The organism is Agromyces mediolanus, assembly GCF_023715325.1.
GTDB classification, from domain to species: domain Bacteria; phylum Actinomycetota; class Actinomycetes; order Actinomycetales; family Microbacteriaceae; genus Agromyces; species Agromyces mediolanus_A.
Genome location: NZ_JAMBNX010000001.1, coordinates 158243 through 182773, shown reverse-complemented (window position 1 = coordinate 182773; position 24531 = coordinate 158243). Strand labels below are relative to the sequence as shown.

Genomic DNA, 24531 nt, shown 5'->3' with positions numbered 1-24531 from the left:
CGAACGGCCGTCAGCCCCGGGGTGCCTCCACCGCGTGCGGGGTGCCGCCGGTGATCCGCACGAGCTCCTCGAACGTCGTCGGGAACACCGTCCTCGCGTGCCCCGCGGCCGCCCAGACCACCGGGTACTCGGCCAGATGCACGTCGACCACGGTCCGCACCGGGGCCGGATGCCCGACCGGCGCGACGCCGCCGATCACCTGCCCCGTCGCGGCCTTCACCGTCTCCTTCGAGGCACGACGGATGGTGCCGCCGAGCGCCTCGCCCAACCACGCGGTGTCGACCCGGTGCGCCCCGGAGGTGAGCACGAGGATCGGTTCGTCGTCGATCGTGAAGACGAGGGAGTTCGCGATCTGGCCGACCTCGATGCCGAGCGCGTCGGCGGCGAGCTGGGCGGTCGTGACGGCGTCGTCGAACCACCGGATGCTCGGCTCGACGCCCTGCGCGGACAGCGCGGCGGCGACGCGATCGACGGCGGGATGCGTGGGGGCGGTCATGGCACGATCCTACGGAAGGCCGTGCCGATTCCCGGTTACCCGGGTGCACTAAGGTGCGAGCGTGACCGCTGCCTCTCCGCTCGCCCGCCGGCTCGGCCTCCGCGACGCCGTCGCCATCGGGCTCGCCTCGATGATCGGCGCCGGCGTGTTCGCCGTCTGGAGCCCCGCCGCCCGGGCCGCCGGCGACTGGCTGCTGCTCGGCCTCGCGCTCGCCGCGCTCGTCGCCTACGCGAACGCCAGCTCGACGGGGCGGCTCGCGGCGCGCTATCCGGAGTCGGGCGGCGCCTACCGGTACGGGCGCGAGGAGCTCGGCGCGTGGCCGGGGTTCCTCGCCGGCTGGGGCTTCGTCATCGGCAAGACGGCGAGCTGCGCGGCGATGGCCATGACCGCGGCGGCCTACCTCGTCCCCGCCGAATGGCAGAAGCCTGCGGCGATCGCGGCCGTCGTCCTGCTCTCCGGGCTGAACCTGCTCGGGATCACCCGCACCGCCCGGGCCGCCACCGTCATCGTCGCCGCCGTCGCGGCCGTGCTCGCCCTCGTCGTCGTCGCGGGCGTCGCCGGGCTCACGTCCGGCGACGGCCCCGGCCCACTCGCCGCGGCTCCCACCGCGGGCCCCTACGGCGTCCTCCAGTCGGCGGGGCTGCTGTTCTTCGCCTTCGCCGGGTACGCGAGGATCGCCACGCTCGGCGAGGAGGTGCGCGAGCCCGAGCGCACGATCCCGCGGGCGATCGCCATCGCGTTCGGCCTCGTCGTCGCGCTGTACGGAGTGCTCGCCGTCGTGCTGCTCCTCGGGCTCGGTGCCGGCGGCCTCGCCGACGGCACCGCGCCGCTCGCCGAGCTCGTCGCGACGAGCGGGTGGGACTGGGCCGTGCCCGTCGTCGGGATCGGCGCCGGGCTCGCCGCGCTCGGCGCGCTGCTCGCGCTCGTCGCCGGTATCGGCCGGACGGCGCTCGCCATGGCCCGCGACCGCGAACTCCCCCGCGCCCTCGCCGCGGTGCACCCCCGGACCCACGTGCCCTACGCGGCGGAGCTCGTCGCTGCGGCGGCCATCGTCCTGGTGCTGCTCGTGGCCGACCTCCGCGAAGCGATCGGCTTCAGCTCATTCGGCGTCCTCGTCTACTATCTCGTCGCCAACCTCGCCGCGCTGCGGCTCATGGGCCGGTCCGAGACCGCGCCCCGCATCCGACGCACCCGCCGCGGGCTCGCGCTCCTCGGGGCGATCGGCTGCGTCATCCTGGTCGCGACCCTGCCGCCGCTCGCGGTCGCCGGCGGCGTCGCGGTGTTCGCGGTCGGCGCCCTGGTGCGGATCGTCCGGCTCCGCCTCGCCCGCCCGGCCCCGTAGGATTCGAACATGCCCGTCGACGCCGCCGCCCACATCCGCCCGCTCACCGGAATCGGCACCCCGTCGATCGATGCCACCGCCTTCGTCGCGGCGGGCGCCGTACTCGTCGGCGACGTGCGCCTCGAGGCCGAGTCGAGCGTCTGGTACAACGCGGTCCTCCGTGCCGAGGCGGCGCCGATCGTGCTCGGTGCGCGGGCGAACCTCCAGGACACGGTCGTCTGCCATGTCGACACGGGCTTCCCGCTCACCGTCGGCGAGGGGGTGTCCGTCGGGCACGGCGCGGTGCTGCATGGCTGCACCATCGAGCGCGACAGCCTCATCGGCATGAACGCGACCGTGCTGAACGGGGCCGTGATCGGTGAGGGCTCCCTCGTCGCCGCGGGCGCCGTCGTGCTCGAGGGCACCGTCGTCCCGCCGGGTTCGCTCGTCGCCGGAGTGCCGGCGAAGGTCCGCCGCGAGCTCAGCGACGAGGAACGCGCCGGCATCCGCCGGAACGGCGAGGCCTACCTCACGCACCTCGCGGAGCATACGGCGCCGACCCCGTGACCGCGGCGCGAAGCCGCCGCGCCCGCCGCAGCAGCCAGCGCGCCGGGAGCGCGACGACCATCGCGGCCGCCCCGGCGGGCGTCCGGTCGTAGTCGCCGAGCATCCGCTTGCGCTCGTACGCCCGACGGAGCGCCCCGCCCACGAGGTTGTGCCGTCGCCTCGGCACGGGGAGCGGCGCACGTGCACGGGCGTTCACGAGTTCGGCCAGCTCGTGCTCCCAGTCGTCGTGCTCCTCGCCGTGGAAGTAGTTGTCGCCGAGCCATCCCGCGTCGGGCTGCCGCCACCGCCCCGCCGTCAGGTCCTCGGCGTCGCCGAAGAGTCCGCTGCCCTCGAAGACGGTGTTGATCTGCTTCGGGCCGATGCCGAAGTCCTCGAGCAGCAACGCGGGCACGCCCAGCGCGATCGCCTCGAGCACCGCGGTCGAGCTCACCGTGACGAGTGCGGCGGCGGACTCGAGGTGCCCCGCCATCGGGCCGTCGCGAACGACGAGGTTCGCCGGCAGCACGCCGCCCGCGGTGGCCAGGAGCTCCGCCGGCGGATCGGCGACGAGCTCGCCGAGGTCGAACTCCTCGGCGTGCGTCTGGGCCTCGCCGGGACGCGCGCGCACCTTCAGCACGACGTGGTGGTCCGGATGCGCGCGCGCCGCGCGCGCGAGCATCGCGACGAGGCGCACCCGATCGTCCAGCCCGGCCGGGACCTTCGCCTGCACGGCGAAGACGACCTCGTTGCGCTCCGGGCCGACCCAGGCGGTCGGCGGCACCGCGGCCAGGAACGGCAGCGTGGCGAGCCCGAACCTGACCCCGACATCGAGTGCCCGCGCGTTGGCGCCGAACTCCCGCACCTCGCGTCGGCTGTGCAGCACGACGAGGTCGACGAGCTCCCGGTAGACGACGGCCTTCGGCTCGGCGGGGATGGTGAGCCCGGGAAAGCCGGAGACGAGCACCGGCCGGTTCGGTTGCCCCGCGATGCGCCCCGCGACGACGCGGACGAGCGGCCCGCGCAGCGCGAGGAGCACGGCGTCGGGCGGGTCGGCGGCGAGCTCGGAGAGCAGCTCGTCGAGCTCGAGGAGGCGCACCCCGGCCGACGCGAACCCGGACCCGGCGAGCGCGGCGTCCAGCTGGCGCGGGCTCGGCAGCACGGGCGAGGCGAGGAGGACCACCTCGCTGTCCCAGGCGCCCGCGACCCGTCCGGCGAGCGCCGCGCCCCACTTCACGTAGGAATCGCTGTCGGCGACGACGAGCAGCCGGCGCGCTGGCGCCGCCCCCTCGTCGCGGCTCACACGAGCACCCGGCGCAGCTTCGCCTTGGGCGCCTCCTCGCCGGGGAACACCCGCTTCACCCCGTCGCCCATCGCGGTCTCGATGATGCGGATGTCGCGGACGAGGTGCCCGAGCCCCTGCGGCTCGAGGGAGGCGGCGTGGTCGCTCCCCCACATCGCCCGGTCGAGCGTGATGTGCCGCTCGACGGCGACGGCACCGAGGGCGACGGCGGCGAGCGAGATCTGCAGGCCGTGCTCGTGCCCCGAGTAACCGATCGGCACGGGGTAGCGCAGGGCGAGCGTGTCGATCGTGCGGAGGTTCGCTTCCTCCGCCGGCATCGGGTAGCTCGAGGTCGCGTGCATGATGAGCAGCTGCGAGGTGCCGAGGGTGACGACGGCGCGGTCGATCTCCTCGAGCGTCGACATCCCGGTGGAGAGGATCACGGGTTTGCCGGTCGCGGCGATCGCGCGCAGCAGCGGGAGGTCGGTGACGGAGGCGGAGGCGACCTTGAACGCGGGCGCGTCGAGCTCCTCGAGGAACGCGACGGAGGGCTCGTCCCACGGGGAGGCGAACCAGTCGAGGCCGCGGAGGTCGGCGTAGCGGGCGATCTCGAGGTAGTCGTCGCGCGACAGCTCGACCCGACGACGGTAGTCGAGGTAGCTCATAGTGCCCCACGGCGTCTCGCGTGGCACGTCCTTCATGTGCTCCGGCGTCGCGAGCTCGGGCGTCCGCTTCTGGAACTTCACCGCCTGGCAGCCGGCCTCGGCAGCGACATCGATGAGCCGCTTCGCGAGCTCCAGCTCACCGTTGTGGTTCAGGCCGATCTCGGCGACGACGTAGACGGGCAGGCCGGTGCCGACCTCGTGACGGCCGATACGCACGCTCATGTCAGGGCTCCTTCGTTGGCGAGGGCGGGCTCGGCCGCCGGGGCCGGTCCTTCGGACGGGGTGGGCGGGGCGGCGGGGGCGTCGGCGGCCGCCCCCACGGCCGCACGCCCAGCCAGGACGGCGTCGGCCAGCTCTCGGACCGCGCCGTCACCACCCCGCCGGCTGAGGACGAGGCGCGCCTGCCGGCGCACCTCGGGGATCGCGTCGGCGACCGCGACCGGCCAGCCCGCGAGGGCGAGGGCGGGCAGGTCGCCGAGGTCGTTGCCGAGGTAGGCGATGCGATCGAGACGGATGCCTCGGCGCTCGGCCCAGTCGGTGAGGGCGGCGCCTTTGTCGGCGATCCCCTGCAGCACCTCGACGCCGAGCTTCGCGGCTCGGGCGCCGACCACGGGGTGCTGCTCCGCGGAGAGGATGAGCACCGGGATGCCGGCGGCGCGGAGCCGGGCCACGCCGGCACCGTCGCTCCGGTTCACCCGGACGAACTCGGCCCCGTCCCCGCCGACGACGGCCGTGTCGTCGGTGTGCACGCCGTCGAAGTCGGTGACGACGGCGTCGACGTCGAGCCGTGGGTGCCAGGCGCGGCCGTCGAGCGTCGGCGCGAGCGCCTCGGCGATGGCGAGCTCGGCCGGGCCGTCGATCTCGAGCGCGTGCGCCTCGGGGACGAGCTGCACCTCGATGCGACCGAAGAAGCGGTGCCCGGCCTCGCGGAAGCCGTCGACGCGCAGCACGTAGAACGCGCCCGTCTCGCGGAACTCGGGCTCCCGGTCCTGCCGGCGGGGCCGCCGGGCGGCGTCGTGGTTCACGCCCGACGCGCCGGTCGAGGCATCCCGTCGCCAGAGGAAGGCGTGGCTCTCGACCGCGGAGAAGACGACGTCGGCCTCGTCGGCGAGCACGCGGGCGACCGCGAGGTCGAGGTCGTCCGGGTCGATGAACGGCGAGGTGGCCTGGATGAAGACGAGCACCTCGGGGTCGCTCCCCGCGAGGGCGAGCTGGTCGAGGGCGTGCAGCAGCGCACTCTCGGAGCTCGCGGCGTCGCCGGCGAGCTCGATCGGCCTGACGATCGTCTCGGCGCCGGCATCCCGCGCGGCCTCGGCGATCGCCGCATCGTCGCTCGTCACCGCGACCCGATCGATGCGCGAGGCCGCGGATGCCGCGCGCACGGCGCGGGCGACGAGGGGGATGCCGCCGACGGGCGCGAGGTTCTTCCCGGTCAGGCCCTTCGAACCGCCGCGCGCCGGGACGACCGCGACCACCGAGGGGCGGCCGGCGGGGTCGATGCGCTCGCGTTCCATGGGGCGACGGTACGTCGCCCGCGTGGCGGCGGGGTGGCCGGCCGGTGAACACTCGAAGCGCCCTGGTCCGCTGAGCCCGTCGAAGCGAGCCCGCCGAAGCGAGCCCGCCGAATCGTCAGCCCGCCGGCAGACTCCGCTCCACCGCGTCGAGGACGGCCTCGTAGACCTCGTCCCAGGACGTGCCGTGCCCGGCCATCCCGGTGAGCTCGAGACTGACCGCGCCGTGCACCTGCGCCCAGACGGCGACGGCGCTCACGCCCACGTCGGCGGCGCCGCGCGCGGCGATCGCCGCCTGCAGCGGAGCGAGGGAGGCGGATGCCGAGGCCGGGTCCGGGTCGCAATCGGCGACGGATTCGAGCGCCCCGCCGAACATCAGCCGGTACAGCGCGGGGTGGGCGAGCGCCCACGCTCGGTAGGCGACACCCAGCGCTCGCAGCCCGGCCGGCGCGGCCTCGCGCTGGGCCGCGCCGAAGGAGGCGAAGCCGTGCTCGATGACCGCGGCGAGCAGTTCGCCCTTTCCGCCGAACAGGGCGTACACCGCCGACGTCGAGGTGCCCGCAGCACTCGCGATGTCGCGGAGCGCCGCGCGGGAGACGCCGTCGCGGGCGACGATCTCGGCCGTCACCTCGAGGAGGCGCTCGCGGAGGGCGTCGTTGTACACGGGGGGTCTTGCCATGTCGCCAGTCTAGCCATAACATCGTTTCGTAACGACGTTATGGAGATTCGGATGACTCGAACAGTGTTCCCGGGGCGCTACACGGCTGCGCCCGAACGGGAGACGATCACGGTGTTCCTCATCGGCATGCGCGCGAACCACTGGTGGCGCCTTCCTCGCGTGCAGCGCGTGGCGAAGCAGATGCCGCGCATGCTCCGCCACCTCGCGACGCACCCTGACTCGGGCATGCTCGGCTTCGAGAGCTGGGTCGGCCGCACGACGATCCTGCTCTCGTACTGGGCGACCCCCGAGCACCTGCAGCGCTTCGCCGCCGACCGCGGCGCCCCGCACCTCGAACCCTGGCGGGAGTTCATGCGCACGGCGCTCGGCACCGGGCACGTCGGCGTGTGGCACGAGACGTACGAGGTGCCCGTCGCGGACGCCGAGGCGGTGTACGCCGACATGCCCGCGTTCGGGCTCGCCAAGGCGACCGCGCACGTGCCCGTCGGGCCGGGGCAGAACACGGCGAAGCAGCGGCTCGGGCGCTCGGGGCAGCGGGCGGCCTGAGCCGGGCACGCTTCGACAGCACTGGTCCCCCGAGCCCGTCGAGGGCGCTTCGACAACACTGGTCCCCCGAGCCCGTCGAGGGGCGCTTCGACGGGCTCATCGAACCGGCGCTTCGACGAGCTCAGCGAACCAAGGCGGGCTCAGCGAACCGGGCTCAGGCGAGACGCAGTTCGGCGGCCTTGACGACGTTGGCGAGCAGCATGGCCCGAGTCATCGGGCCGACGCCGCCCGGGTTCGGCGAGAGGTGACCGGCGACCTCGGCGACCGCCGGATCGACGTCGCCCGTGAGCCGGCCCTTACCGGTCTCCTCGTCTTGCACGCGGGTGATGCCGACGTCGAGCACGGCGGCGCCGGGCTTGATCCAGTCGGGCTGCACGAGATGCGGCACGCCCACCGCCGCGACGACGATGTCGGCGCGGCGCACCTCGGCCGCGAGGTCCGCGGTGCGCGAGTGCGTGAGCGTCACGGTGGCGTCGAGGCCCTTCCGGGTGAACAGCAGCCCGAGCGGCCGGCCCACGGTGAGCCCGCGACCGATCACGGTCACGTGGCGTCCGCGGATCGGCACCCCGTAGCGGTGCAGCAGTTCGACGATGCCGGCCGGTGTGCACGGGAGGGGCGAGGCGAGCTCGCCCTCGATGCCGAGCACCAACCGGCCGAGGTTCGTCGGGTGCAGTCCGTCGGCGTCCTTGCCCGGGTCGATCGCCTCGAGCGCGGCGTGCTCGTCGAGGCCCGCAGGCAGCGGCAGCTGCACGATGTAGCCGGTGACCTCGGGAGCGTGGTTCAGCTCCCGGATGGCCGCCATCACGTCGGCCTGCGTCGCCGAAGCGGGCAGGTCGATGCGGATCGACTCGATCCCCACCTCGGCGCAGTCGCGGTGCTTGCCCGCGACGTAGGAGCGCGAGCCGGGGTCGTCGCCGACGAGGAGCGTGCCGAGGCCCGGCACGATCCCGTGGCTGCGCAGGCTCGCGATGCGGCCGGCCAGCTCGGACTTCACGGCCGACGCGGTCGCGACTCCGTCGAGGGTGATGGCGGTCATCCGGGTGCGTCCTCTACTGCTGCAGGCCGGGGTAGAGCGGGAACGCGGCGGTGAGCTTCTGCACCCGCTCGCGCAGCGCGGCGACATCCGCACCGCCCATCAGCACCTCGGCGATGACGTCGGCGACCTCGGTGAACTCGGCGTCGCCGAAGCCGCGCGTCGCGAGCGCCGGGGTGCCGATGCGCAGGCCCGAGGTCACCATCGGCGGACGCGGATCGAACGGCACCGCGTTGCGGTTCACGGTGATGAGCGCCTCGTGCAGCAGGTCCTCCGCCTCCTGGCCGTTGATCTTCGAGTTGCGGAGGTCGGCGAGCACGAGGTGCACGTCGGTGCCGCCCGTGAGCACGTCGATGCCCGCGGCCCGCGAGTCGTCGGCGGTGAGCCGGTCGGCGAGGATCGCGGCACCGCGCAGGGTGCGCTCCTGACGGTCCTTGAACTCCTCGGAGGCCGCGATCTTGAACGCCGTCGCCTTGGCGGCGATGACGTGCATGAGCGGGCCGCCCTGCTGGCCGGGGAACACGTTCGAGTTCAGCTTCTTCGCGAGCTCGGTGTCGCGCGAGACGATGAAGCCCGAGCGCGGGCCGCCGATGGTCTTGTGCACCGTCGAGGAGACGACGTCGGCGTAGGGCACGGGCGAGGGGTGCAGGCCCGCGGCGACGAGGCCGGCGAAGTGCGCCATGTCGACCCAGAGCTTCGCGCCGACCTCGTCGGCGATCTCGCGGAACGCGGCGAAGTCGAGGTGGCGCGGGTAGGCCGACCAGCCGGCGATGATGACCTGGGGCTTGTGCTCGAGCGCCTTCTCGCGGACGACGTTCAGGTCGACGAGGAAGCTCTCCGGGTCGACGCCGTAGGAGACGGCGTTGTAGAGCTTGCCGGAGAAGTTCAGCTTCATGCCGTGGGTGAGGTGGCCGCCGTGCGCGAGCTCGAGACCGAGGATGGTGTCGCCCGGGGTCGCGATCGCGCTCAGCACGGCGGCGTTCGCCGTGGCGCCCGAGTGCGGCTGGACGTTGGCGTACTCGGCGCCGAACAGACGCTTCGCCCGCTCGATCGCGAGCGACTCGGCGACGTCGACGTACTCGCAGCCGCCGTAGTAGCGACGGCCGGGGTAGCCCTCGGCGTACTTGTTCGTGAGCACGGAGCCCTGGGACTGCAGCACCGAGACGGGAACGAAGTTCTCGCTCGCGATCATCTCGAGGTAGTCGCGCTGGCGACCGAGCTCGAGCTCGAGCACCTCGGCGATCTCGGGATCGACCTCGGAAAGCGGGGCGTTGAAGACGGATTCGGCCAAGACTGGCTCCTTCATGACAGGTACGGACCAAACGAGGGTGCTGCCTCGCGCGACTCGCGCCACGAGGCATCCGTACCGGCCCAGGCGTGCGGTCGATGCGTGCCAGTCGCTCCCCGATGGTAGCCATCTCAACGCCAGTCGCGACGGAGCAAGCATAGCAATGGATGCCTCATCGCCGCGGCTGTTGCGATCGGCGTCGTCGTGGCAGGATGGACCCGGGAGTAAAGATCCCTCACAAATGGTCGGCCGCGCCGACCGCTCGACGACGAGGAAGCTGCGCATGAGCATCGCCGCCCGCCCCGCACGGCTCGTCGCCGCCGCCCTGACCATCGCGCTCGGCTCCGCCGCTCTGGCCGGCTGCGCGCCGCAGCCGAACGGAGCCGCCGTGCCCCGCATCATCCCCGCCCCGCTCTCGTTCGACGAGCTCGACGCCGCCCCGTTCCGGCTCGACGACACGAGCCGGGTGCTCGTGATCGGCGAAGCGGGCAGCGCGCCCGAGCTGCTCGCCGCCCAGCTGCGCCTCGCCACCGGCGCCGAGGTGCCGGTCGTCGCCGACGACGGCGAGCGGCCTGGCGGTGCGACGGACATCGTGATCAGCGTGACGCCCGGCGCCGAGGCGTCCGTCCCCGCCGATCCGGCCGCCGAGGGGTACCGCCTCACCACCGGGGCCGACGGCGCCCGGATCGACGCAGCGAGCCCGGCCGGCGCGTTCTGGGCGAGCCGGAGCCTGCTGCAGCTGCTGCCGCCCGCCATCCTGGCCGCCGACGCGGAGCGCCCGTCCGAAGGCCCCTGGACCGCACCCGCCGTGCGCATCGACGACGCGCCGCGCTTCGCCTACCGGGGCGCGATGCTCGACGTCGCCCGGCACTTCCTGCCCGTCGCCGACGTCGAACGCTACGTCGACCAACTGGCGATGCTGAAGCTCAACGTGCTGCACCTGCACCTCACCGACGACCAGGGCTGGCGCCTGCAGATCGATGCCTGGCCCGAACTCACCGGCGTCGGGGCGTCCACCTCCGCGGGCGGCGACGGCGGCGGCTATTACACGAAGGACGACTACCGGCGCCTCGTCGCGTACGCGGCCGAGCGGCACGTGACGATCGTGCCCGAGATCGACCTGCCCGGCCACACGAACGCGGCCCTGAGCGCCTACCCGGAGCTGAACTGCGACGGCGTCGCCCCGGCCCCGTACGAGGGCACCGAGGTGGGATTCTCCTCCCTCTGCGCGTCGCCCGACCGGGCCGAGGCGACCGACCGCTTCCTCGCCGACGTCACCCGTGAGCTGGCCGAGCTCACCCCCGGCCCCTGGATCCACCTCGGCGGCGACGAGTCGCTCGCGACCAGCGAGGCCGACTACCTCGACCTCGTCCGGCGCATGACGAAGGCGGGCGCCGCCACTGGCAAGACCATCATCGGCTGGCACGAGCTCGGCGCTTCCACGGAGCTCCCGGCCGGTACCGTCGGGCAGTACTGGGACTACGTGACGCCGCGCGAGGAGACCGGCTCGGCGGGCGATGTGCGCGCCTTCCTCGCCCAGGGCGGGAAGATCGTCTTCTCCCCCGCCGACGCGGCCTACCTCGACATGGTCTACCCCGACGCGCCGAGCTTCGAGGGCCGCCAGCTCGGCCAGGACTGGGCCGACGGCGACACCTCGCTGACCGAGGCGTACGGCTGGGACCCGGCCGCCATCGTGGCGGGGGTGGGCGACGCCGACATCCTCGGCGTGGAGGCGCCGATCTGGACCGAGACCATGCGCACCCTCGACGAGGTCGAGTTCATGGCGTTCCCCCGCATCCTGGCGATCGCCGAGATCGCCTGGTCGCCGGCCGCCCCAGACGGGCGGGACGAGGCCGGCTTCTTCGCAGCCGTGGCGGGCTACGGCGAGCGATTGGAAGCGATGGGCGTGCCGTATCACCGCATGCCCGAGGTGCCCTGGCTGGACTGAGCGCGGCGCGGGGTCCGGAAGAGGATGACACGAAGGGAGGATGAATCTCGCCGATTCATCCTCCCTTCGGGCCGATCTCCTCCGCGCGGGCGCGTGAGCGGAAGGAGACGGCCGGGGCTACTTCACGCTGCCGGCGGTGAGGCCTCCGACGAGGCGCTTCTCGATGAGCATGAACAGGATGACGACCGGCACGATCGCGACGATCGAGACGCCGAACACGTACTGCCAACTCGTCTCGTACTGCCCGACGAACTTCGTCAGCGCGACCGAGAGCGGCTGGTTGCCGGCCGTCGAGAGGATCACGAGCGACGCGGCGAACTCGTTCCAGCACGCCACGAAGGTGAACACGATCGCGGTCACGATGCCGGGCCAGACGAGCGGCAGGTTGATCCGGAACAGCACCGTGAGCCGGCCCGCGCCGTCGATCTGCGCCGCCTCGTCGACCTCCTTCGGGATGCCCGCGAAGAAGGAGTGCATGATCCACACCGCGAACGACAGGTTGAACGCCGCGTTGATGAAGATCATCGCCGCCCAGGTGTCGATCAGCCCGAGGGTGGCGAACTGCCGGAACAGACCGGAGGTGAGCACCGCCGGCTGCAGCATCTGCGTGACGATCACGAGGAAGAGGAACACCATCCGCCCCGGGAAGCGGAACCGCGCGGTGTAGTACGCGGCCGGCAGCGCCACGAGCAGCACGAGCAGCGTCGCGAACACCGAGATCACGATCGTCGAGATGAGATTCTGCGGCAGCGGCGTCTCGGGCGTCGACCACATGTTGACGTAGTTCTCCCAGTGCCACTCCGTGGGGAAGTAGGTGGGATCGACCGAACGGATCTGCGCCTTCGTCTTCACGGAGCCGAAGAACATGATCGTGTACGGCAGGATGAAGATCGCGAGCACGACGAGGCCGGCCAGCATGCGCAGCAGCACGCGGCCGAGCGGCACCTGGTCCTCGGTGTAGCGGCGCTTGCGCGCGGGCCCGCGGTCGCGGCCGCCGGGCGAGCGCTCGGCGTCGACCGAGAGCATGGCGCGGGTTTCGGTGACGGTCATCGCTCAGACCTCCCTGGTGGGCTTGACGACCTTCACGTACACCGCGACGATCACGATGACGATGAGGAAGGCGACGACCGAGAGCGCGGACGCGACGTCGACCTTGTGCTGGTTCTGGATGTACTTGAAGATCATCGTCATGATCGTGTCGGCGTCGTAGCCGGGGATCGATCCGGTCATCACCTTCAGGATCGGCAGCGAGTTGAACACGTTGATGATGTTGATCAGCACGGCGACCGAGAGCGCGCCGCGCAGCTGCGGCAGGACGACCGTGAAGTAGGTGCGCGCGGGGCTCGCGCCGTCCATCTTCGCGGCCTCGATCGTGTCGCTCGGCACCGTGGCGAGGCCCGCGAGGATCGTGTAGGTCGTGAAGGGCAGCGAGACGAAGATCGCGATCACGATCGACCAGACGAAGGCGGTCGTGGGATTGCGGGTCCAGCCGTAGCCCTCGGGCGTATCGATGAGGCCGACGTCGACCAGGAACTTGTTGATGACGCCGAAGTACGGTTCGAGCCCGTAGTAGACGACCATCGTCGTCATGACGACCGAGGCGGCCCACGGGATGATCACGACGAGACGCACGATGCGCCGGCCGGGGAACGCCTTGTTCAGGATCTGCGCGATGCCCAGCGAGATCAGCACGGTGAACACGACCACCACGACGACCCAGACGATGGTGCGCAGGAAGATCGGCCAGAAGTAGGGGAACGAGAACACCTCGACGTAGTTGTCGAAGCCGACGGAGCCCTTGTCCACGCCGGACTGCGAGATGTCCCGCGTCGAGTTGAAGAACATCACCCCGGCGGGGAACAGCACGACGCCGAGGATGAGGGCGAGTGCGGGGGCGATCCAGGGCAGCGCCTTGGCGAGGTCTCGCCCGCCGGGCCGGCCGCGGGCGGCGCCGCCCGGGGCGTTGCCCACGCGGTCCGCTCCGCCGGAGCGGGGGCGGCCCGAGGCCGCCCCCGCGGGGTTCGATGACGTATCGGTTGTGGAGCTCATGGTGCGGTGGTCACCGAACCCTTTCCGTGGTGAGTCGGGGCTCAGCCCGCGTCGGCCTGCGCCTGGATCTCGGTCAGGACGTCCTGCGCCGACTTCGTCTGGATCTGACCGAAGAGCGACTTGAACGCACCGTCCGTCGCGGACCACTTCGGGTTCGTCGACGGGTAGAACTGCGCGTCCGGCAGCACGTCGAGGAAGGGCTTCAGCGCTTCCTCGCCCGAGAGCGCCTCGGCACCCGACTTGGTGACCGGCAGGAAGCCCTCCGTCTGCACCCACGGCACGTACACGTCGGCCGAGTAGTAGTAGTCGAAGAACTTCGTGATGGCGTCCTTCTTGCTGTCGTCGTTCTTGAACGCCATCAGCTGGTCCATGACACCGAGGGTGAACGCGGAGCCGTCCTTGGTCGGGATGGGCACGATGGAGTAGTCGAGGTCGGGGTTGCCTTCCTCGATCTGGCCGACGGTCGGCGGGAGGCCGACCTGCATGCCGATCTTGCCCTGGACGAAGATGTCCATGAGCGGCGAACGGTTCGTCGAGCCGGGGTCGGCCTGCGTGGCACCCGCGTCGATCATCTTCTTGATCTGCTCGGCGCCGGGCAGGTTCGCCGGGTCGTCGACCGTGATCTTCGAGGCGTCGCCGAAGCTGCCGCCGCCGCCCCAGAGCCACACGGCCGCCTCGGCCTGCGCCTCTTCGGAGCCGAGCGGCATGCCGTAGCCGGCCACACCGCCGCCGAGCGCGGAGACCTTCGTCGCCGCGTCGAGCAGTTCGTCCCAGGTCGTGGGCGGTGCCGCGACCCCGGCCTGCTCGAGCAGGGCGTTGTTCACGAACAGCGCACGCGCCGAGGCGATGAGCGGCAGGGCGTAGGCGGTGCCGTCGACCTCGGCATTCGCGAGGAACGCGTCCTGGAAGTCGGAGTAGGTGTCGGACGAGACGACGTCCTTGGCCGGGTAGAGCAGCTCGTCGGCCGCGAAGCCGGCGAAGGGGCCGCCGTTGTAGATGTCGGGCGCCTCTCCACCCTGGATCTTCGTCGCGATGACCGACTCCAGGTTGTCCCAGGACTGGACCTCGAGCTCGACCTTGATGTCGGGGTTGGCCTTCTCGAACCCCGAGATGACGTCTTCCCAGAGGCCCTGGGTGTTGTCGGAGTAGCTCGGCACGAGCAGGTTCAGGGTGGTCTTGCCGGAGGCGTCGCCCCCGCTCGATCCGCCGCCGAAGCCGCACGAGGCGAGCGTCAGCGTCGCCGCGGCGGCCAGCGCGATCGCGCCGAACCGGTGGGACTTCTTCATGTGTGCTTCCTCACTGTGTTGGTGGTGCACAGCCGCAGAACGCTTCACGCGACAGTGCGTGCATTCAGTCCGTCGGATGACGGGTGGTGAATGTCCCTCCGGAGAACCGATCAGCTTCGCCCAGACGGTGCTCGAAATGATGGCCGCGGCCGTCGGCGCCCGTCAAGAGGCATCCCCGGATCGTTATCCGAATTTGTTCGGAAACTATACATACCGTCTCAATCAGCCACAACACCAGACTTGCTTGCATTGACATGATTGCAACATGCATGAAACGATCATCCGCGAGCATTGATGCGTCGTCAGCCGTGCCGAACGGGCAGGCCCGACGACCGACCACGGAGGAGCGACTCGGTGACCGACCCCACCACCCCCCAGCCCGCCGGCGGAGCACACATGGCCGCCGAACTCGCCTCGCAGCCGGAGACCTGGGCGCGCGCCGCCGGTCTCCGCGCCGAGCAGGCGGTGCTGCCCGCGACGGGTGCGCGGGTCGCCGTCGTCGGCTGCGGCACCTCCTGGTTCATGGCCCAGTCCTACGCCGTCCTCCGCGAGTCCGGCGGCCACGGCGAGACCGACGCCTTCGCCGCCTCCGAAGCCTTCGTCGACCGCGGCTACGACGCGGTCGTCGCCCTCACCCGCTCGGGAACGACGACAGAGGTGCTCGAGCTCGTCGAGCGCCTCCGCGGCCGCGTGCGCACCATCGGCGTCATCGGTGATGCGGAGTCGCCGCTCGTCTCCCTCGTCGACGATGCCGTGCTCCTGCCCTTCGCCGACGAGCGGTCGGTGGTGCAGACCCGCTTCGCCACCACGGCGCTCGCCCTCTTCCGGGCGAGCCTCGGAGAGGATCTCGACCGGGCGGTCGCGGATGCCGCCACCGCCGTGGCGGCCGAGCTCGACCCCGAGCTGATCGAGGCCGAGCAGTTCAGCTACCTCGGCCGCGGCTGGACCGTCGGCCTCGCCCACGAGGCCGCGCTGAAGATGCGCGAGGCCTCCCAGTCCTGGACCGAGTCGTACCCGTCGATGGAGTACCGCCACGGCCCCATCGCCATCGCCGCACCCGGCCGGGTCACCTGGCAGTTCGGCACGGCACCCGAAGGGCTCGCCGCCGACGTCGTCGCGACCGGCGCCCGCTTCGAGACGAGCTCGCTCGACCCGATGGCCGACCTCGTGCGCGCCCAGCGCGTGGCGCTCGCACGGGCCCGTGCCAAGGGGCTCGACCCCGACCGCCCCCGGAACCTCACGCGATCGGTCATCCTGAATCCGTGAACCGATCCTCCGACCTCCCCGCCGTCGGGCCGGCCGCCGTGGGCGCCGGTCCGGCGGTGCTCGCCTTCGACGTCGGCGGCACCGACATCAAGGCAGCGCTCTTCGACGACGCCGGGCGCGTGCTCGGCCTCAGCCGGACCCCGACCCCGCTCGAGCCCGGGCGCACCGCCGCCTCGGTGACGCGTCGGCTCGGCGAGCTCTCCCGAGAGCTGCGCGCGCGGTTCCCCGAGGTCGAACCGGTCGCCGCGGGCGTCGTCGTCCCAGGGATCGTCGACGCCGAGCGCGGCGTCGGCGTCTTCGCGAGCAACCTGGGCTGGGCGGACGCGCCGATCCGGGCGCTCGCTGCGCGCGAGATCGGCCTGCCCGTCGCCTTCGACCACGACGTCCGCGCAGCCAGCTGGGCCGAGCATCGACTCGGCGCCGCCCGCGCCTTCGACGACGTCGTCGTGCTCGTCATCGGCACCGGCATCGCCGGATCGCTGATCCTCGACGGCCGACCGCACACCGCCGGCGGCTACGCGGGCGAGATCGGGCACTCCCCGGTCGCCGACTCGCCGCGCTGCGCCTGCGGGGCGATGGGCTGCCTGGAGGCGATCGCCTCGGCCGGCGCCATCGCGAGGCACTACGTCGAGCGCTCCGGACGCCCCGTCGACGGCGCCCGCGAAGTGCTCGCCCTGGCGGCCGGCGGCGACGCCGAGGCATCCGCCGTCTGGTCTGAGGCCCTCGACGCGCTCGCCTTCTCGATCGCCCAGCTCACCGCGGTGCTCGCGCCGCGCGCGGTCGTGATCGGCGGCGGGCTGTCGCGCGCCGGCGAGGGCCTGTTCGGCCCGCTCCGCGAACGGCTCGATGCCCGGCTGAGCTTCCACCGCAGGCCCGAGCTCGTGCCCGCAGAGCTCGGCGAGGACGCCGGACTCCTCGGCGCCGCGCTCATCGCCCGCGAGCTCGAGGGCGACGCCGCCGCGGAGGCCGGTACGGCTGACGGCGGCACCGCGCTGGGCGGCGCGACCGCCGCGGATGCCGAGGCCGCCGGATGATCGTCACCGTCACCCCGAACCCCGCGCTCGACCTGACCTGGCGCGCCGAGCGCGTCGTGCCCGGCGGCTCGCACCGCGTCGACGCCGCCCTCGCCCGCGCCGGCGGCAAGGGTCTGAACGTCGCCCGGGTGGCCCATGCGCAGGGCGCGGAGGTCCTCGCCGTCACGACCGCCGGCGGCCCGGTCGGCGAGGAGTTCGCGAACGAACTGCGAGCGAGCGGCGTGCCCCACCGGCTCGTGCCCGTCACCGCCGAGACGCGGCGCAGCGCCGCGATCGTCGATGAGACGCTCGGCGACACCATGATCTTCAACGAACGCGGCACGAGTCCGAGCCCCGCCGAGTGGGCCGCCCTCCTCGACGAGGTGCAGGCGGCCCTGCCCGGCGCGGGCGTGCTCGTCGTCTCAGGAAGCCTGCCCCGGGGCGCCGATCCCGAGCTCGTGCCGCGACTCGTCCACCTCGCCACGGCGCACGCGGTGCCCGCGATCGTCGACACGTCCGGGCCGGCCGTGCTCGCCGCCGCAACCGCCGGCGCGGCGCTGCTGAAGCCGAACCGGGCCGAACTCGCCGAGGCCACCGGCCTCGAGGACCCGCTCGAGGGCGCACGGGAGCTGCTCCGGCGCGGCGCCCGGCGCGTGCTCTGCTCCCTCGGCGCCGAGGGGATGCTGCTCGTCCGCGCCGACGCGCCGCCCCTCCGCGCCCGCCTCCCCGAACCGCTCGCCGGCAACCCGACGGGCGCGGGCGACGCGGCCGTCGCCGCCGCCGCCGTGCTGCTCCACGACGACGCCGCCGTCGACGACGAACGACTGCTCGTCACCGCCGCCGCCTGGTCGGCCGCCGCGGTGCTCGCCACCGGCGCGGGCGAGATCTCGCCGCGGCATCCCGAGCTCGCCGACCGCCTCATCGTCGATCGTCCCGCCGGAGCCTGACGCTCCCGGCACCACACCGGAAAGGCCTCGCATGCCCCTCGTCCCCGCCGCCGGACTCGTCCGCGCCGCCGCAGCGTCCGGCACCGGGCTCGGCGCCTTCAACGTCATCCACCTGGAGACGGCCGAAGCGCTCGTCGCCGCGTCCGAACAGGCGGGGCTGCCGGTCGTCCTGCAGGTGTCGCAGAACTGCGCCGACTATCACGGCGCGCTCGAGCCGATCGGGCTGGCCACGCTCGCCGTCGCACGCCGGGCGACGACGCCCGTCGCCGTGCATCTCGATCATGCGGAGCGCGAGGAGCTCGTCGACGAGGCGATCGCGCTCGGCTTCGGCTCGGTGATGTTCGACGGCGGCGCGCTCCCCTACGAGGAGAACGTCGCGGTGACCGCCCGCGTGACCGCGAAGGCGCACGCCGCCGGGGTCTTCGTCGAGGGCGAGCTCGGGGAGGTCGGCGGCAAGGACGGCGCGCACGCGCCCGGCGTCCGAACCGATCCGGCCGAGGCGGCGGCGTTCGTCGAGGCGACCGGCGTCGACGCCCTCGCCGTCGCCGTGGGCTCCTCGCATGCGATGACCGACCGCACGGCCGCCCTCGACCTCGACCTCATCGCCCGGCTGCACGATGCCCTGCGCGTGCCGCTCGTGCTGCACGGCTCATCCGGCGTCGCCGACGAGGAGATCGCGCGGGCGATCGAGGCCGGCATGACGAAGATCAACGTCTCCACCCATCTGAACGGCCACTTCACGCGCGCCGTCCGCGAGGTCCTCGGCGCTCGGCCCGATATCGTCGATTCGCGGAAGTACGTGCGCGAGGGCCGGGAGGCCGTCGCCGTCGAAGCGGCGCGGATGCTGCGGAACTTCGCGCTGACCGAGAGGTGACCATGAATCGTGCCGAGCGACTGAACGCGGTGCTCGACCTGCTCGCGGACAGCGGACGGGTCGAGGTCGAGGAGCTCGTCGAACGCCTCGGGGTGTCACCGGCGACGGCCCGCCGCGACCTCGACACCCTGGCCGAGCAGCAGCTGCTCACCCGCACGCGGGGCGGGGCCGTCGCGCAGACCGTCGCCTACGACCTGCCCCTGCGGTACAAGAACCACCAGCACACCGACGAGAAGGAGCGGATCGCGCAGGCCGCGAGCCGCCTCGTGCCGGCTGGCGCGGTGATCGGCCTGTCCGGCGGCACGACGACGACCGCCATCGGCAACGCCCTCGCGATGCGGCCGGACATCATGGAACCGTCGCCCACCCCGAACCTCACGGTCGTGACGAACGCGGTGAACATCGCCACCCAGCTCGCGACCCGGCCGCAGATCAAGCTCGTCGTCACGGGCGGCGTGCTGCACCCGCGCAGCTACGAGCTCGTCGGCAGCTACGCGGAACAGGTGCTGAACTCGGTCACCGTCGACATCGCGTTCATCGGCGTCAACGGCATCGACCCGGTGAAGGGGCCGACGACCCACGACGAGCGCGAGGCCGCCGTGAACCGCCTGATGGCCACGCGCGCCGGCCGGGCGATCATCGTGGCGGACTCCTCGAAGCTCGGCCGCACCGCGTTCGCGACCATGGGCGGGCCCCGGTTGTTCCCCCTCGTCATCACCGACTCGGGCATCACGAAGGAGCAGCGGGACGCGCTCGCCGAGCACGGCTACGAGGTGCTGGTCGCCGAATGAGCGTCCTTCCCCGCGCAACTAGGCTGAACCCGTGAGCACCGCGCCCATCGTCATCCACTCGGCCCGTCTCGTCACCGATGCGGAAACGACGCCCGACGCCTGGGTCCGCTTCGAGGGCGGCGTCGTCGAAGCGCGCGGCCTCGGCGACAGCTGGCGCGCCGAGCTGGCTCCCGACGCCGAGGTCGTCGACGCGGCGGGCGGATGGCTCGCCCCGGGATTCATCGACCTGCACTGCCACGGCGCCGGCGGTGCGTCCGTGGACGACGGCCCCGAGGGCGTCGAGCGCACCCTCGCGGTGCACACCGCGCACGGCACGACCCGCTCGGTGCTGTCGCTGGTGACCGCCCCCGTCGAGGCGATGGCCGAGCGCCTGGGCATGATCGCCGAGCTCGCGGGGCACGACCCGCGGATCCTCGGATCCCACCTCGAGGGGCCGTTCCTCGACCACGAGTTCCGCGGCGCGCACGATCCTGAGCTCCTGCGCCGGGCCACGCTCGCCGACGTGGACGCGCTGCTGGATGCCGCCGGCGGCACACTCCGTCAGATCACCATCGCCCCCGAGCACGAGGGCGCCGCCCAGGCGGTCTCACGCTTCGTCGGCCAGGGGGTCGCGGTGGCCGTCGGGCATACGGGTGCCGGCTTCGAGGAAGCCCTCGCCGCCTTCGACGCCGGGGCTTCGATCCTGACGCATGCCTTCAACGGCATGCGCGGCATCCACCATCGCGCCCCCGGCCCGGTGGTGGCGGCGATGCACGCCGATCACGTGACCCTCGAGATCATCAACGACGGCGTGCATGTGCATCCCGACGTCGTGAAGCTCGCCTTCTCGGGAGCTCCCGGGCGGCTCGCGCTCATCACCGACGCGATGGCGGCCACAGGTGCGGCCGACGGCGAGTACATCCTGGGCTCGCTCGAGGTCGTCGTGCTCGACGGGGTCGCCCGGCTCAAGCACGGCGGCTCGATCGCCGGGTCGACCCTGACGCAGGACATCGCCCTCCGACGCGCCGTGCTCGATTGCGGCATCCCGCTCAACGAGGCGATCGGCGCGCTGACCTCGACGCCCGCCGCAGCGATCGGCCGGGCGCACGAGCTCGGCCGCCTCGACCGCGGCTTCGCGGCCGACGCCGTGCTGCTCGACGACGAGCTCGCCGTGCGCGCCGTCTGGGGCGCGGGCCGCACGTTGGTGCCGTTCGCCGGCTGAGCGCCGCCCCACTGGTTCGCTGAGCTCGTCGAAGCGCGCCAGGGTTGGTTCGCTGAGCTTGTCGAAGCGCGCCAGGGTTGGTTCGCTGAGCTTGTCGAAGCGCGCCGCGTTCCCTTCGACGAGCTCAGGGAACCAGGGTTGGTTCGCTGAGCTTGTCGAAGCGCGCCGCGTTCCCTTCGACGAGCTCAGGGAACCAGCACCCCGGTGGACCGGGTTCGGAGGCGTGTTCCCCATCGCCTCCGAAGCCCGGCCGGGTACCGAACCGGGCTTCCCCCGCCCGGTTCAGAGCCTCCGCGCGGTGCGGATCTCGCCGGGGTTCGGGTCTCCCGGCGCCGCGATCCGTGCGGATGCCTTCGCTGAACAGATGCGGTCTTGACGCGATCATGACGCGATTTCCAGAGAAATCTGCTGAAATGCTGTGACCCGATCTTTTTCCGCGTCATGACGCGGCTGCTCCACCGTCTCTCGATCGGGCCACGTACGACGAGCCCGGGAGGAGGATGACGATGCGGAACGCCGTGAGCGAGGTCTCGGACCTCGACCTCGTCGACCAGACGAGACAGGGCGACTCGGCGGCGTACGCCGAGCTGTGGCAACGGCACGCCGCCTCCGGTCGCACCGTGGCCCGCTCGTACAGCAGCCTCGATCCGGACGACCTCGTCTCCGAGTCCTTCACGAAGATCTACGACGCGATCCTCGCCGGCGGCGGGCCGCGGGGCGCGTTCCGCCCCTACCTCTTCACGACGATCCGCAACACGGCAGCCGGGTGGGGGCGAGCGCGGCAGGAGACGAACCTCGAGACGCTCGAGTCCTTCGAGGACCCCGACACCAACGAGTCCGCGACCCTCGATGCTCTCGACCGCAGCACGACGGCGCAGGCGTTCCGCTCCCTGCCGACGCGGTGGCAGGAGGTGCTCTGGTACTCCGAGGTGGAGCAGATGACGCCGGCGCAGATCGCGCCGCTCGTCGGAATGAGCGCGAACTCGACGGCGGCACTCGCCTACCGGGCGCGCGAGGGTCTCCGGCAGGCTTGGATCCGCGCGCACCTGAAGTCGGCCGCCGAACCGGAGTGCCGCTGGACGATCGATCATCTGGGTGGGTACGCGAGAGGCAAGCTCGGCAAGCGCGACACCTCCCGACTCGAGCGGCACCTCGACGGATGCGCGAAGTGCACCATCGTCGCGGCCGAGGCGAAGGAGGTCGGCTCGCGGCTCGCGCTCGTGCTGCTGCCCCTCGCGGCCGGCATCGGCGGCGCCACCGCCTACTCGGCCTGGCTGCAGCAGCACACTCCGGTCGTCGACGTCGCGATGGGCGTCGGCGGCGCCGGGCTCGCTGCCGGCGCCGCAAGCACCGTGGGTGCCACCGGTGCCGCGGGAGCCGGCGGAGCAGGCGGCGCCGGAGCCGGCGGTGCCGGAGCGGGCGGTGCCGGAGCCGGCGGCGCCGCGGCCGGCGGCGTCGGCGGGGCGGGCCTCGCGGTCGGCGCCGGAGTCGGCGCCCTCGTGCTCGTCGCCGCGGCGGTGGCCGCGGCGGTCGTCCTGCCCGGCCTGAACGCCGGAACGCCGGAGCAGCAGGCGGTCGCCGAGGCGCCGGCCATCGAGGCGCCGGCGGCCGGCCCCGCGGACGCGCCGGTGGTCGCGCCGCCCGCTCCGCCGCCTCCGCCCCCGATCGCACCGCCCGTCGTGGCACCGCCCGCGGACGAAGCCCCGCCCGCCGCGGCTCCGACCGCCCCGAGCCCGAGCCCGACGCCGAGCCCGACCCCGACGCCGAGCCCCACGCCGACGCCGACGCCCAACCCGCCGGACACCTCGGCGCTGCCGCCCTCGGTCGACCAGGACCTCGACACCGTCGGCGGGCTCGTCTTCCCCCGGCTGCGCGGCACCGCCGAACCGGGCGCGACGGTCACCGCGACGCCCGTCAGCCAGGAGGCGCCCGTCGTGTTCGCCGCCGACGGAGCGGGCGCCGAGGCATCCGCCGACGACGGCTCGATGAGTACCGTGGCCGGGCCCGACGGCCGTTGGATGCTCGAACTCACGACGCTGCCCGCCGGCGAGAGCCGGCTCGCGGTCTCGCAGCGCGACGTGGCGGGCAACACGTCCGATCCCACCGAGATCCCCGTCTCGCTCCACGCGCCGGTCCTGTACTACGGCGGACTCCTCGACGCCGCCTGGTACGGCCTGTTCAACGGCATCCCCGGCGCGACCGTCGAGCTCCTCGCCGACGGTCGGGTGGTCGACCGACTCGTGCTCGGTGAGGGCGGCTGGTCGGAGCGCGGGTACGTCGGCGTGGTCGAGGACCCCGCGAGCATCGGCGTGCGGTACACCGTCGGCGACCGCGTCGGACCGTTCGTGCCGGGCGTGCAGCGCTGGGGTGAGGAGGGCGGTCTCGTCGCGGGCGTCGCCCTCCCCGACGAGGTCGCCGACGCGGCGGACGGCCCCGTCGAACCCGGTACTCTGGCGGGATGACCTCCGCCGCCGACCTCGCCCCCGCGCACCTGCACCACTGGGTGCTGACCCTCGTCTGCGTCGACGGACCGGGCATCGTGCACGCGGTGAGCGGGGCGATCGTGGCGGCGCGCGGCAACATCACCGAGAGCCAGCAGTTCGCGAGCCTCGACACCGGCCGGTTCTTCATGCGCCTGCAGGTCGAGTCGCATGCGGACCGCGCAGAGTTCGAGGGTGCCATCCTGCCCGTCACCGAGCGCTACGGCATGGAGTGGCACCTCGACGAGGTCGCGCGCCCGCTCCGTACGCTCGTGCTCGCCTCCACGGCCGGGCACTGCGTGAACGACCTGCTGTTCCGTCAGCGCGCCGGGCAGCTGCCCGTCGACATCCCGCTCGTGCTCTCGAACCATGGCACGCTGCGCGACCTCGTCGACTTCTACGGGGTGCCGTTCGAGTCGCTCGCGGTGACGAACGCCGAGGAGAAGGCGGCATTCGAGCGGCGCGTGCTCGAGGCGATCGACGAGCACGACATCGAGCTCGTGGTGCTCGCCCGGTACATGCAGATCCTCTCCCCCGAGCTGTGCGAGGCACTCGCCGGCCGATGCATCAACATCCACCACTCCTTCCTCCCGGGGTTCAAAGGGGCGAACCCCTATCGGCAGGCCCACGCCCGCGGGGTGAAGCTCATCGGCGCGACCGCGCACTTCGTGACGAGCGACCTCGACGAGGGGCCGATCATCGAGCAGAACGTCGTGCGCGTCGATCACTCGCGTTCCGTCGCGGAGCTCGTCGCGATCGGGCAGGACGAAGAGAGCCGCACCCTCAGCCAGGCGGTCAAGTGGTTCGCGGAGCGCCGCGTGCTCGCCGACGGGGCGCGCACGATCATCTTCCGCTGAGGCTCACGCGGCGCGGGGGCCGGGCTGCAGTGGCCGCGGATGGCCCGCGGCGCGACTAGGCTTGATCGTCGTGAACGCCCCCAGCACCGCCCAGCCGAAGATCGGCTTCAACGACCTGCTCCGCTTCGTCCTCGAGCTCTTCGCGATCGTCACGCTCGGCATCTTCGGCTTCACGGCGTTCCCGCTCCCCTGGCCCGGCGTGCTGATCGGCATCGGCGCCCCGCTCTTCGCGATCCTGCTCTGGGCGCTGTTCCGCTCTCCGAAGGCGGTGTTCGCCGTCGACCCCTTCGTGAAGGCGCTCGTCGAGATCGCCGTCTTCTCCTCGGCGGCCATCGCCTGGTGGCTGATGGGCCAGCCGATCGTCGCGATCGCCTTCGCCGTCGTCGCCGCCGTCAGCGGCGTGATCAACGGCCGACGCGAGTTCAGCGCCTGATCGCTCAGGGCGGGCGGACGGC

General features: G+C 72.6%; 23 protein-coding genes and 1 riboswitch. Of the genes, 13 read left to right on the top strand and 10 right to left on the bottom strand.

Annotated features, from left to right (window positions below; all coding sequences use genetic code 11):
* Positions 1-10: 10 nt before the first annotated feature.
* On the bottom strand, positions 11-496 hold the full coding sequence (locus tag M3147_RS00870; protein ID WP_251201649.1) for a YbaK/EbsC family protein: 486 nt from the start codon (positions 494-496) through the stop codon (positions 11-13).
* A 61-nt stretch (positions 497-557) separates the two neighbouring features.
* Here M3147_RS00870 and M3147_RS00865 point away from each other — a divergent pair, with 61 nt between their 5' ends.
* The gene (locus M3147_RS00865) at positions 558-1838 is read left to right on the top strand and encodes an APC family permease (protein WP_251201648.1); all 1281 of its coding nucleotides are present in this window, start codon (positions 558-560) and stop codon (positions 1836-1838) included.
* 9 nt (positions 1839-1847) lie between these two features.
* Positions 1848-2384: a gamma carbonic anhydrase family protein gene (locus M3147_RS00860; protein ID WP_251201647.1), complete on the top strand. Its 537-nt coding sequence runs from the start codon at positions 1848-1850 to the stop codon at positions 2382-2384.
* Here the strand turns inward: M3147_RS00860 and M3147_RS00855 are convergent.
* From M3147_RS00855 to M3147_RS00840, 4 genes are all read right to left on the bottom strand, one after another.
* The gene (locus M3147_RS00855) at positions 2347-3663 is read right to left on the bottom strand and encodes a DUF6716 putative glycosyltransferase (RefSeq protein ID WP_251201646.1); all 1317 of its coding nucleotides are present in this window, start codon (positions 3661-3663) and stop codon (positions 2347-2349) included. The genes M3147_RS00860 and M3147_RS00855 overlap by 38 nt on opposite strands.
* Entirely contained in the window at positions 3660-4529 is an 870-nt protein-coding gene (locus M3147_RS00850) for an N-acetylneuraminate synthase family protein (protein WP_251201645.1), read from the bottom strand. Before M3147_RS00850 ends, M3147_RS00855 begins: the two co-directional genes overlap by 4 nt.
* Positions 4526-5821, bottom strand: a complete 1296-nt coding sequence (locus M3147_RS00845; RefSeq protein ID WP_251201644.1) for an acylneuraminate cytidylyltransferase — start codon at positions 5819-5821, stop codon at positions 4526-4528. The genes M3147_RS00850 and M3147_RS00845 overlap by 4 nt, the downstream gene beginning before the upstream one ends.
* A gap of 115 nt (positions 5822-5936) precedes the next feature.
* Positions 5937-6497 carry a TetR/AcrR family transcriptional regulator gene (locus M3147_RS00840; RefSeq protein WP_251201643.1) on the bottom strand — a complete coding sequence of 187 codons (561 nt, stop codon included), beginning with the start codon at positions 6495-6497 and terminating at the stop codon, positions 5937-5939.
* A gap of 51 nt (positions 6498-6548) precedes the next feature.
* Between M3147_RS00840 and M3147_RS00835 the strand changes: the two genes are divergently transcribed.
* Complete coding sequence (locus tag M3147_RS00835; protein WP_251201642.1) at positions 6549-7043, top strand: DUF4188 domain-containing protein; 495 nt, start codon at positions 6549-6551, stop codon at positions 7041-7043.
* A 154-nt stretch (positions 7044-7197) separates the two neighbouring features.
* On the opposite strand, the gene M3147_RS00830 is transcribed toward M3147_RS00835, so the two are convergent.
* Complete coding sequence (locus M3147_RS00830) at positions 7198-8079, bottom strand: bifunctional methylenetetrahydrofolate dehydrogenase/methenyltetrahydrofolate cyclohydrolase (protein WP_251201641.1); 882 nt, start codon at positions 8077-8079, stop codon at positions 7198-7200.
* 13 nt (positions 8080-8092) lie between these two features.
* On the bottom strand, positions 8093-9382 hold the full coding sequence (gene glyA / locus M3147_RS00825; protein ID WP_251201640.1) for a serine hydroxymethyltransferase: 1290 nt from the start codon (positions 9380-9382) through the stop codon (positions 8093-8095).
* 56 nt (positions 9383-9438) lie between these two features.
* Positions 9439-9519: riboswitch (ZMP/ZTP riboswitch) on the bottom strand.
* Between the two features lie 128 nt (positions 9520-9647).
* Here glyA and M3147_RS00820 point away from each other — a divergent pair.
* Complete coding sequence (locus M3147_RS00820; protein ID WP_251201639.1) at positions 9648-11312, top strand: family 20 glycosylhydrolase; 1665 nt, start codon at positions 9648-9650, stop codon at positions 11310-11312.
* Positions 11313-11429: 117 nt separating this feature from the next.
* Here M3147_RS00820 and M3147_RS00815 read toward each other — a convergent pair whose 3' ends face one another.
* From M3147_RS00815 to M3147_RS00805, 3 genes are all read right to left on the bottom strand, one after another.
* The gene (locus M3147_RS00815; protein WP_251201638.1) at positions 11430-12362 is read right to left on the bottom strand and encodes a carbohydrate ABC transporter permease; all 933 of its coding nucleotides are present in this window, start codon (positions 12360-12362) and stop codon (positions 11430-11432) included.
* Positions 12363-12365: 3 nt separating this feature from the next.
* Positions 12366-13283: a carbohydrate ABC transporter permease gene (locus M3147_RS00810; RefSeq protein WP_251201637.1), complete on the bottom strand. Its 918-nt coding sequence runs from the start codon at positions 13281-13283 to the stop codon at positions 12366-12368.
* Positions 13284-13402: 119 nt separating this feature from the next.
* Positions 13403-14647: an extracellular solute-binding protein gene (locus M3147_RS00805; protein WP_251201636.1), complete on the bottom strand. Its 1245-nt coding sequence runs from the start codon at positions 14645-14647 to the stop codon at positions 13403-13405.
* 396 nt (positions 14648-15043) lie between these two features.
* Between M3147_RS00805 and M3147_RS00800 the strand changes: the two genes are divergently transcribed.
* From M3147_RS00800 to M3147_RS00760, 9 genes are all read left to right on the top strand, one after another.
* Positions 15044-15913, top strand: coding sequence for an SIS domain-containing protein (locus M3147_RS00800; protein WP_251202128.1), 870 nt, complete (start codon positions 15044-15046; stop codon positions 15911-15913).
* Positions 15910-16947 carry an ROK family protein gene (locus M3147_RS00795; protein ID WP_251201635.1) on the top strand — a complete coding sequence of 346 codons (1038 nt, stop codon included), beginning with the start codon at positions 15910-15912 and terminating at the stop codon, positions 16945-16947. The genes M3147_RS00800 and M3147_RS00795 overlap by 4 nt, the downstream gene beginning before the upstream one ends.
* Entirely contained in the window at positions 16944-17873 is a 930-nt protein-coding gene (locus tag M3147_RS00790) for a 1-phosphofructokinase family hexose kinase (RefSeq protein ID WP_251201634.1), read from the top strand. The genes M3147_RS00795 and M3147_RS00790 overlap by 4 nt, the downstream gene beginning before the upstream one ends.
* A gap of 31 nt (positions 17874-17904) precedes the next feature.
* On the top strand, positions 17905-18747 hold the full coding sequence (locus tag M3147_RS00785) for a class II fructose-bisphosphate aldolase (protein WP_251201633.1): 843 nt from the start codon (positions 17905-17907) through the stop codon (positions 18745-18747).
* Positions 18748-18749: 2 nt separating this feature from the next.
* On the top strand, positions 18750-19538 hold the full coding sequence (locus M3147_RS00780; RefSeq protein ID WP_251201632.1) for a DeoR/GlpR family DNA-binding transcription regulator: 789 nt from the start codon (positions 18750-18752) through the stop codon (positions 19536-19538).
* Positions 19539-19569: 31 nt separating this feature from the next.
* Positions 19570-20739: an N-acetylglucosamine-6-phosphate deacetylase gene (gene nagA / locus M3147_RS00775; RefSeq protein WP_251201631.1), complete on the top strand. Its 1170-nt coding sequence runs from the start codon at positions 19570-19572 to the stop codon at positions 20737-20739.
* Between the two features lie 506 nt (positions 20740-21245).
* The gene (locus M3147_RS00770) at positions 21246-23201 is read left to right on the top strand and encodes a sigma-70 family RNA polymerase sigma factor (protein ID WP_251201630.1); all 1956 of its coding nucleotides are present in this window, start codon (positions 21246-21248) and stop codon (positions 23199-23201) included.
* Positions 23198-24076, top strand: coding sequence for a formyltetrahydrofolate deformylase (purU, locus tag M3147_RS00765; RefSeq protein WP_251201629.1), 879 nt, complete (start codon positions 23198-23200; stop codon positions 24074-24076). Before M3147_RS00770 ends, purU begins: the two co-directional genes overlap by 4 nt.
* Positions 24077-24146: 70 nt before the next feature.
* Complete coding sequence (locus M3147_RS00760) at positions 24147-24509, top strand: YrdB family protein (RefSeq protein ID WP_251201628.1); 363 nt, start codon at positions 24147-24149, stop codon at positions 24507-24509.
* The last annotated feature ends 22 nt before the right edge of the window (positions 24510-24531 follow it).

What these genes read in the sequence shown, in the direction of transcription:
- M3147_RS00815 (WP_251201638.1), bottom strand. Translation starts at nt 12,362, where the DNA reads ATGACCGTCACCGAAACCCGCGCCATGCTCTCGGTCGACGCCGAGCGC.
- M3147_RS00835 (WP_251201642.1), top strand. Translation starts at nt 6,549, where the DNA reads ATGACTCGAACAGTGTTCCCGGGGCGCTACACGGCTGCGCCCGAACGG.
- purU (WP_251201629.1), top strand. Translation starts at nt 23,198, where the DNA reads ATGACCTCCGCCGCCGACCTCGCCCCCGCGCACCTGCACCACTGGGTG.
- M3147_RS00840 (WP_251201643.1), bottom strand. Translation starts at nt 6,497, where the DNA reads ATGGCAAGACCCCCCGTGTACAACGACGCCCTCCGCGAGCGCCTCCTC.
- M3147_RS00850 (WP_251201645.1), bottom strand. Translation starts at nt 4,529, where the DNA reads ATGAGCGTGCGTATCGGCCGTCACGAGGTCGGCACCGGCCTGCCCGTC.
- M3147_RS00860 (WP_251201647.1), top strand. Translation starts at nt 1,848, where the DNA reads ATGCCCGTCGACGCCGCCGCCCACATCCGCCCGCTCACCGGAATCGGC.
- M3147_RS00785 (WP_251201633.1), top strand. Translation starts at nt 17,905, where the DNA reads ATGCCCCTCGTCCCCGCCGCCGGACTCGTCCGCGCCGCCGCAGCGTCC.
- M3147_RS00805 (WP_251201636.1), bottom strand. Translation starts at nt 14,647, where the DNA reads ATGAAGAAGTCCCACCGGTTCGGCGCGATCGCGCTGGCCGCCGCGGCG.
- M3147_RS00770 (WP_251201630.1), top strand. Translation starts at nt 21,246, where the DNA reads ATGCGGAACGCCGTGAGCGAGGTCTCGGACCTCGACCTCGTCGACCAG.
- M3147_RS00800 (WP_251202128.1), top strand. Translation starts at nt 15,044, where the DNA reads ATGGCCGCCGAACTCGCCTCGCAGCCGGAGACCTGGGCGCGCGCCGCC.
- M3147_RS00845 (WP_251201644.1), bottom strand. Translation starts at nt 5,821, where the DNA reads ATGGAACGCGAGCGCATCGACCCCGCCGGCCGCCCCTCGGTGGTCGCG.
- M3147_RS00790 (WP_251201634.1), top strand. Translation starts at nt 16,944, where the DNA reads ATGATCGTCACCGTCACCCCGAACCCCGCGCTCGACCTGACCTGGCGC.
- glyA (WP_251201640.1), bottom strand. Translation starts at nt 9,382, where the DNA reads ATGAAGGAGCCAGTCTTGGCCGAATCCGTCTTCAACGCCCCGCTTTCC.
- M3147_RS00820 (WP_251201639.1), top strand. Translation starts at nt 9,648, where the DNA reads ATGAGCATCGCCGCCCGCCCCGCACGGCTCGTCGCCGCCGCCCTGACC.
- M3147_RS00830 (WP_251201641.1), bottom strand. Translation starts at nt 8,079, where the DNA reads ATGACCGCCATCACCCTCGACGGAGTCGCGACCGCGTCGGCCGTGAAG.
- M3147_RS00780 (WP_251201632.1), top strand. Translation starts at nt 18,750, where the DNA reads ATGAATCGTGCCGAGCGACTGAACGCGGTGCTCGACCTGCTCGCGGAC.
- M3147_RS00870 (WP_251201649.1), bottom strand. Translation starts at nt 496, where the DNA reads ATGACCGCCCCCACGCATCCCGCCGTCGATCGCGTCGCCGCCGCGCTG.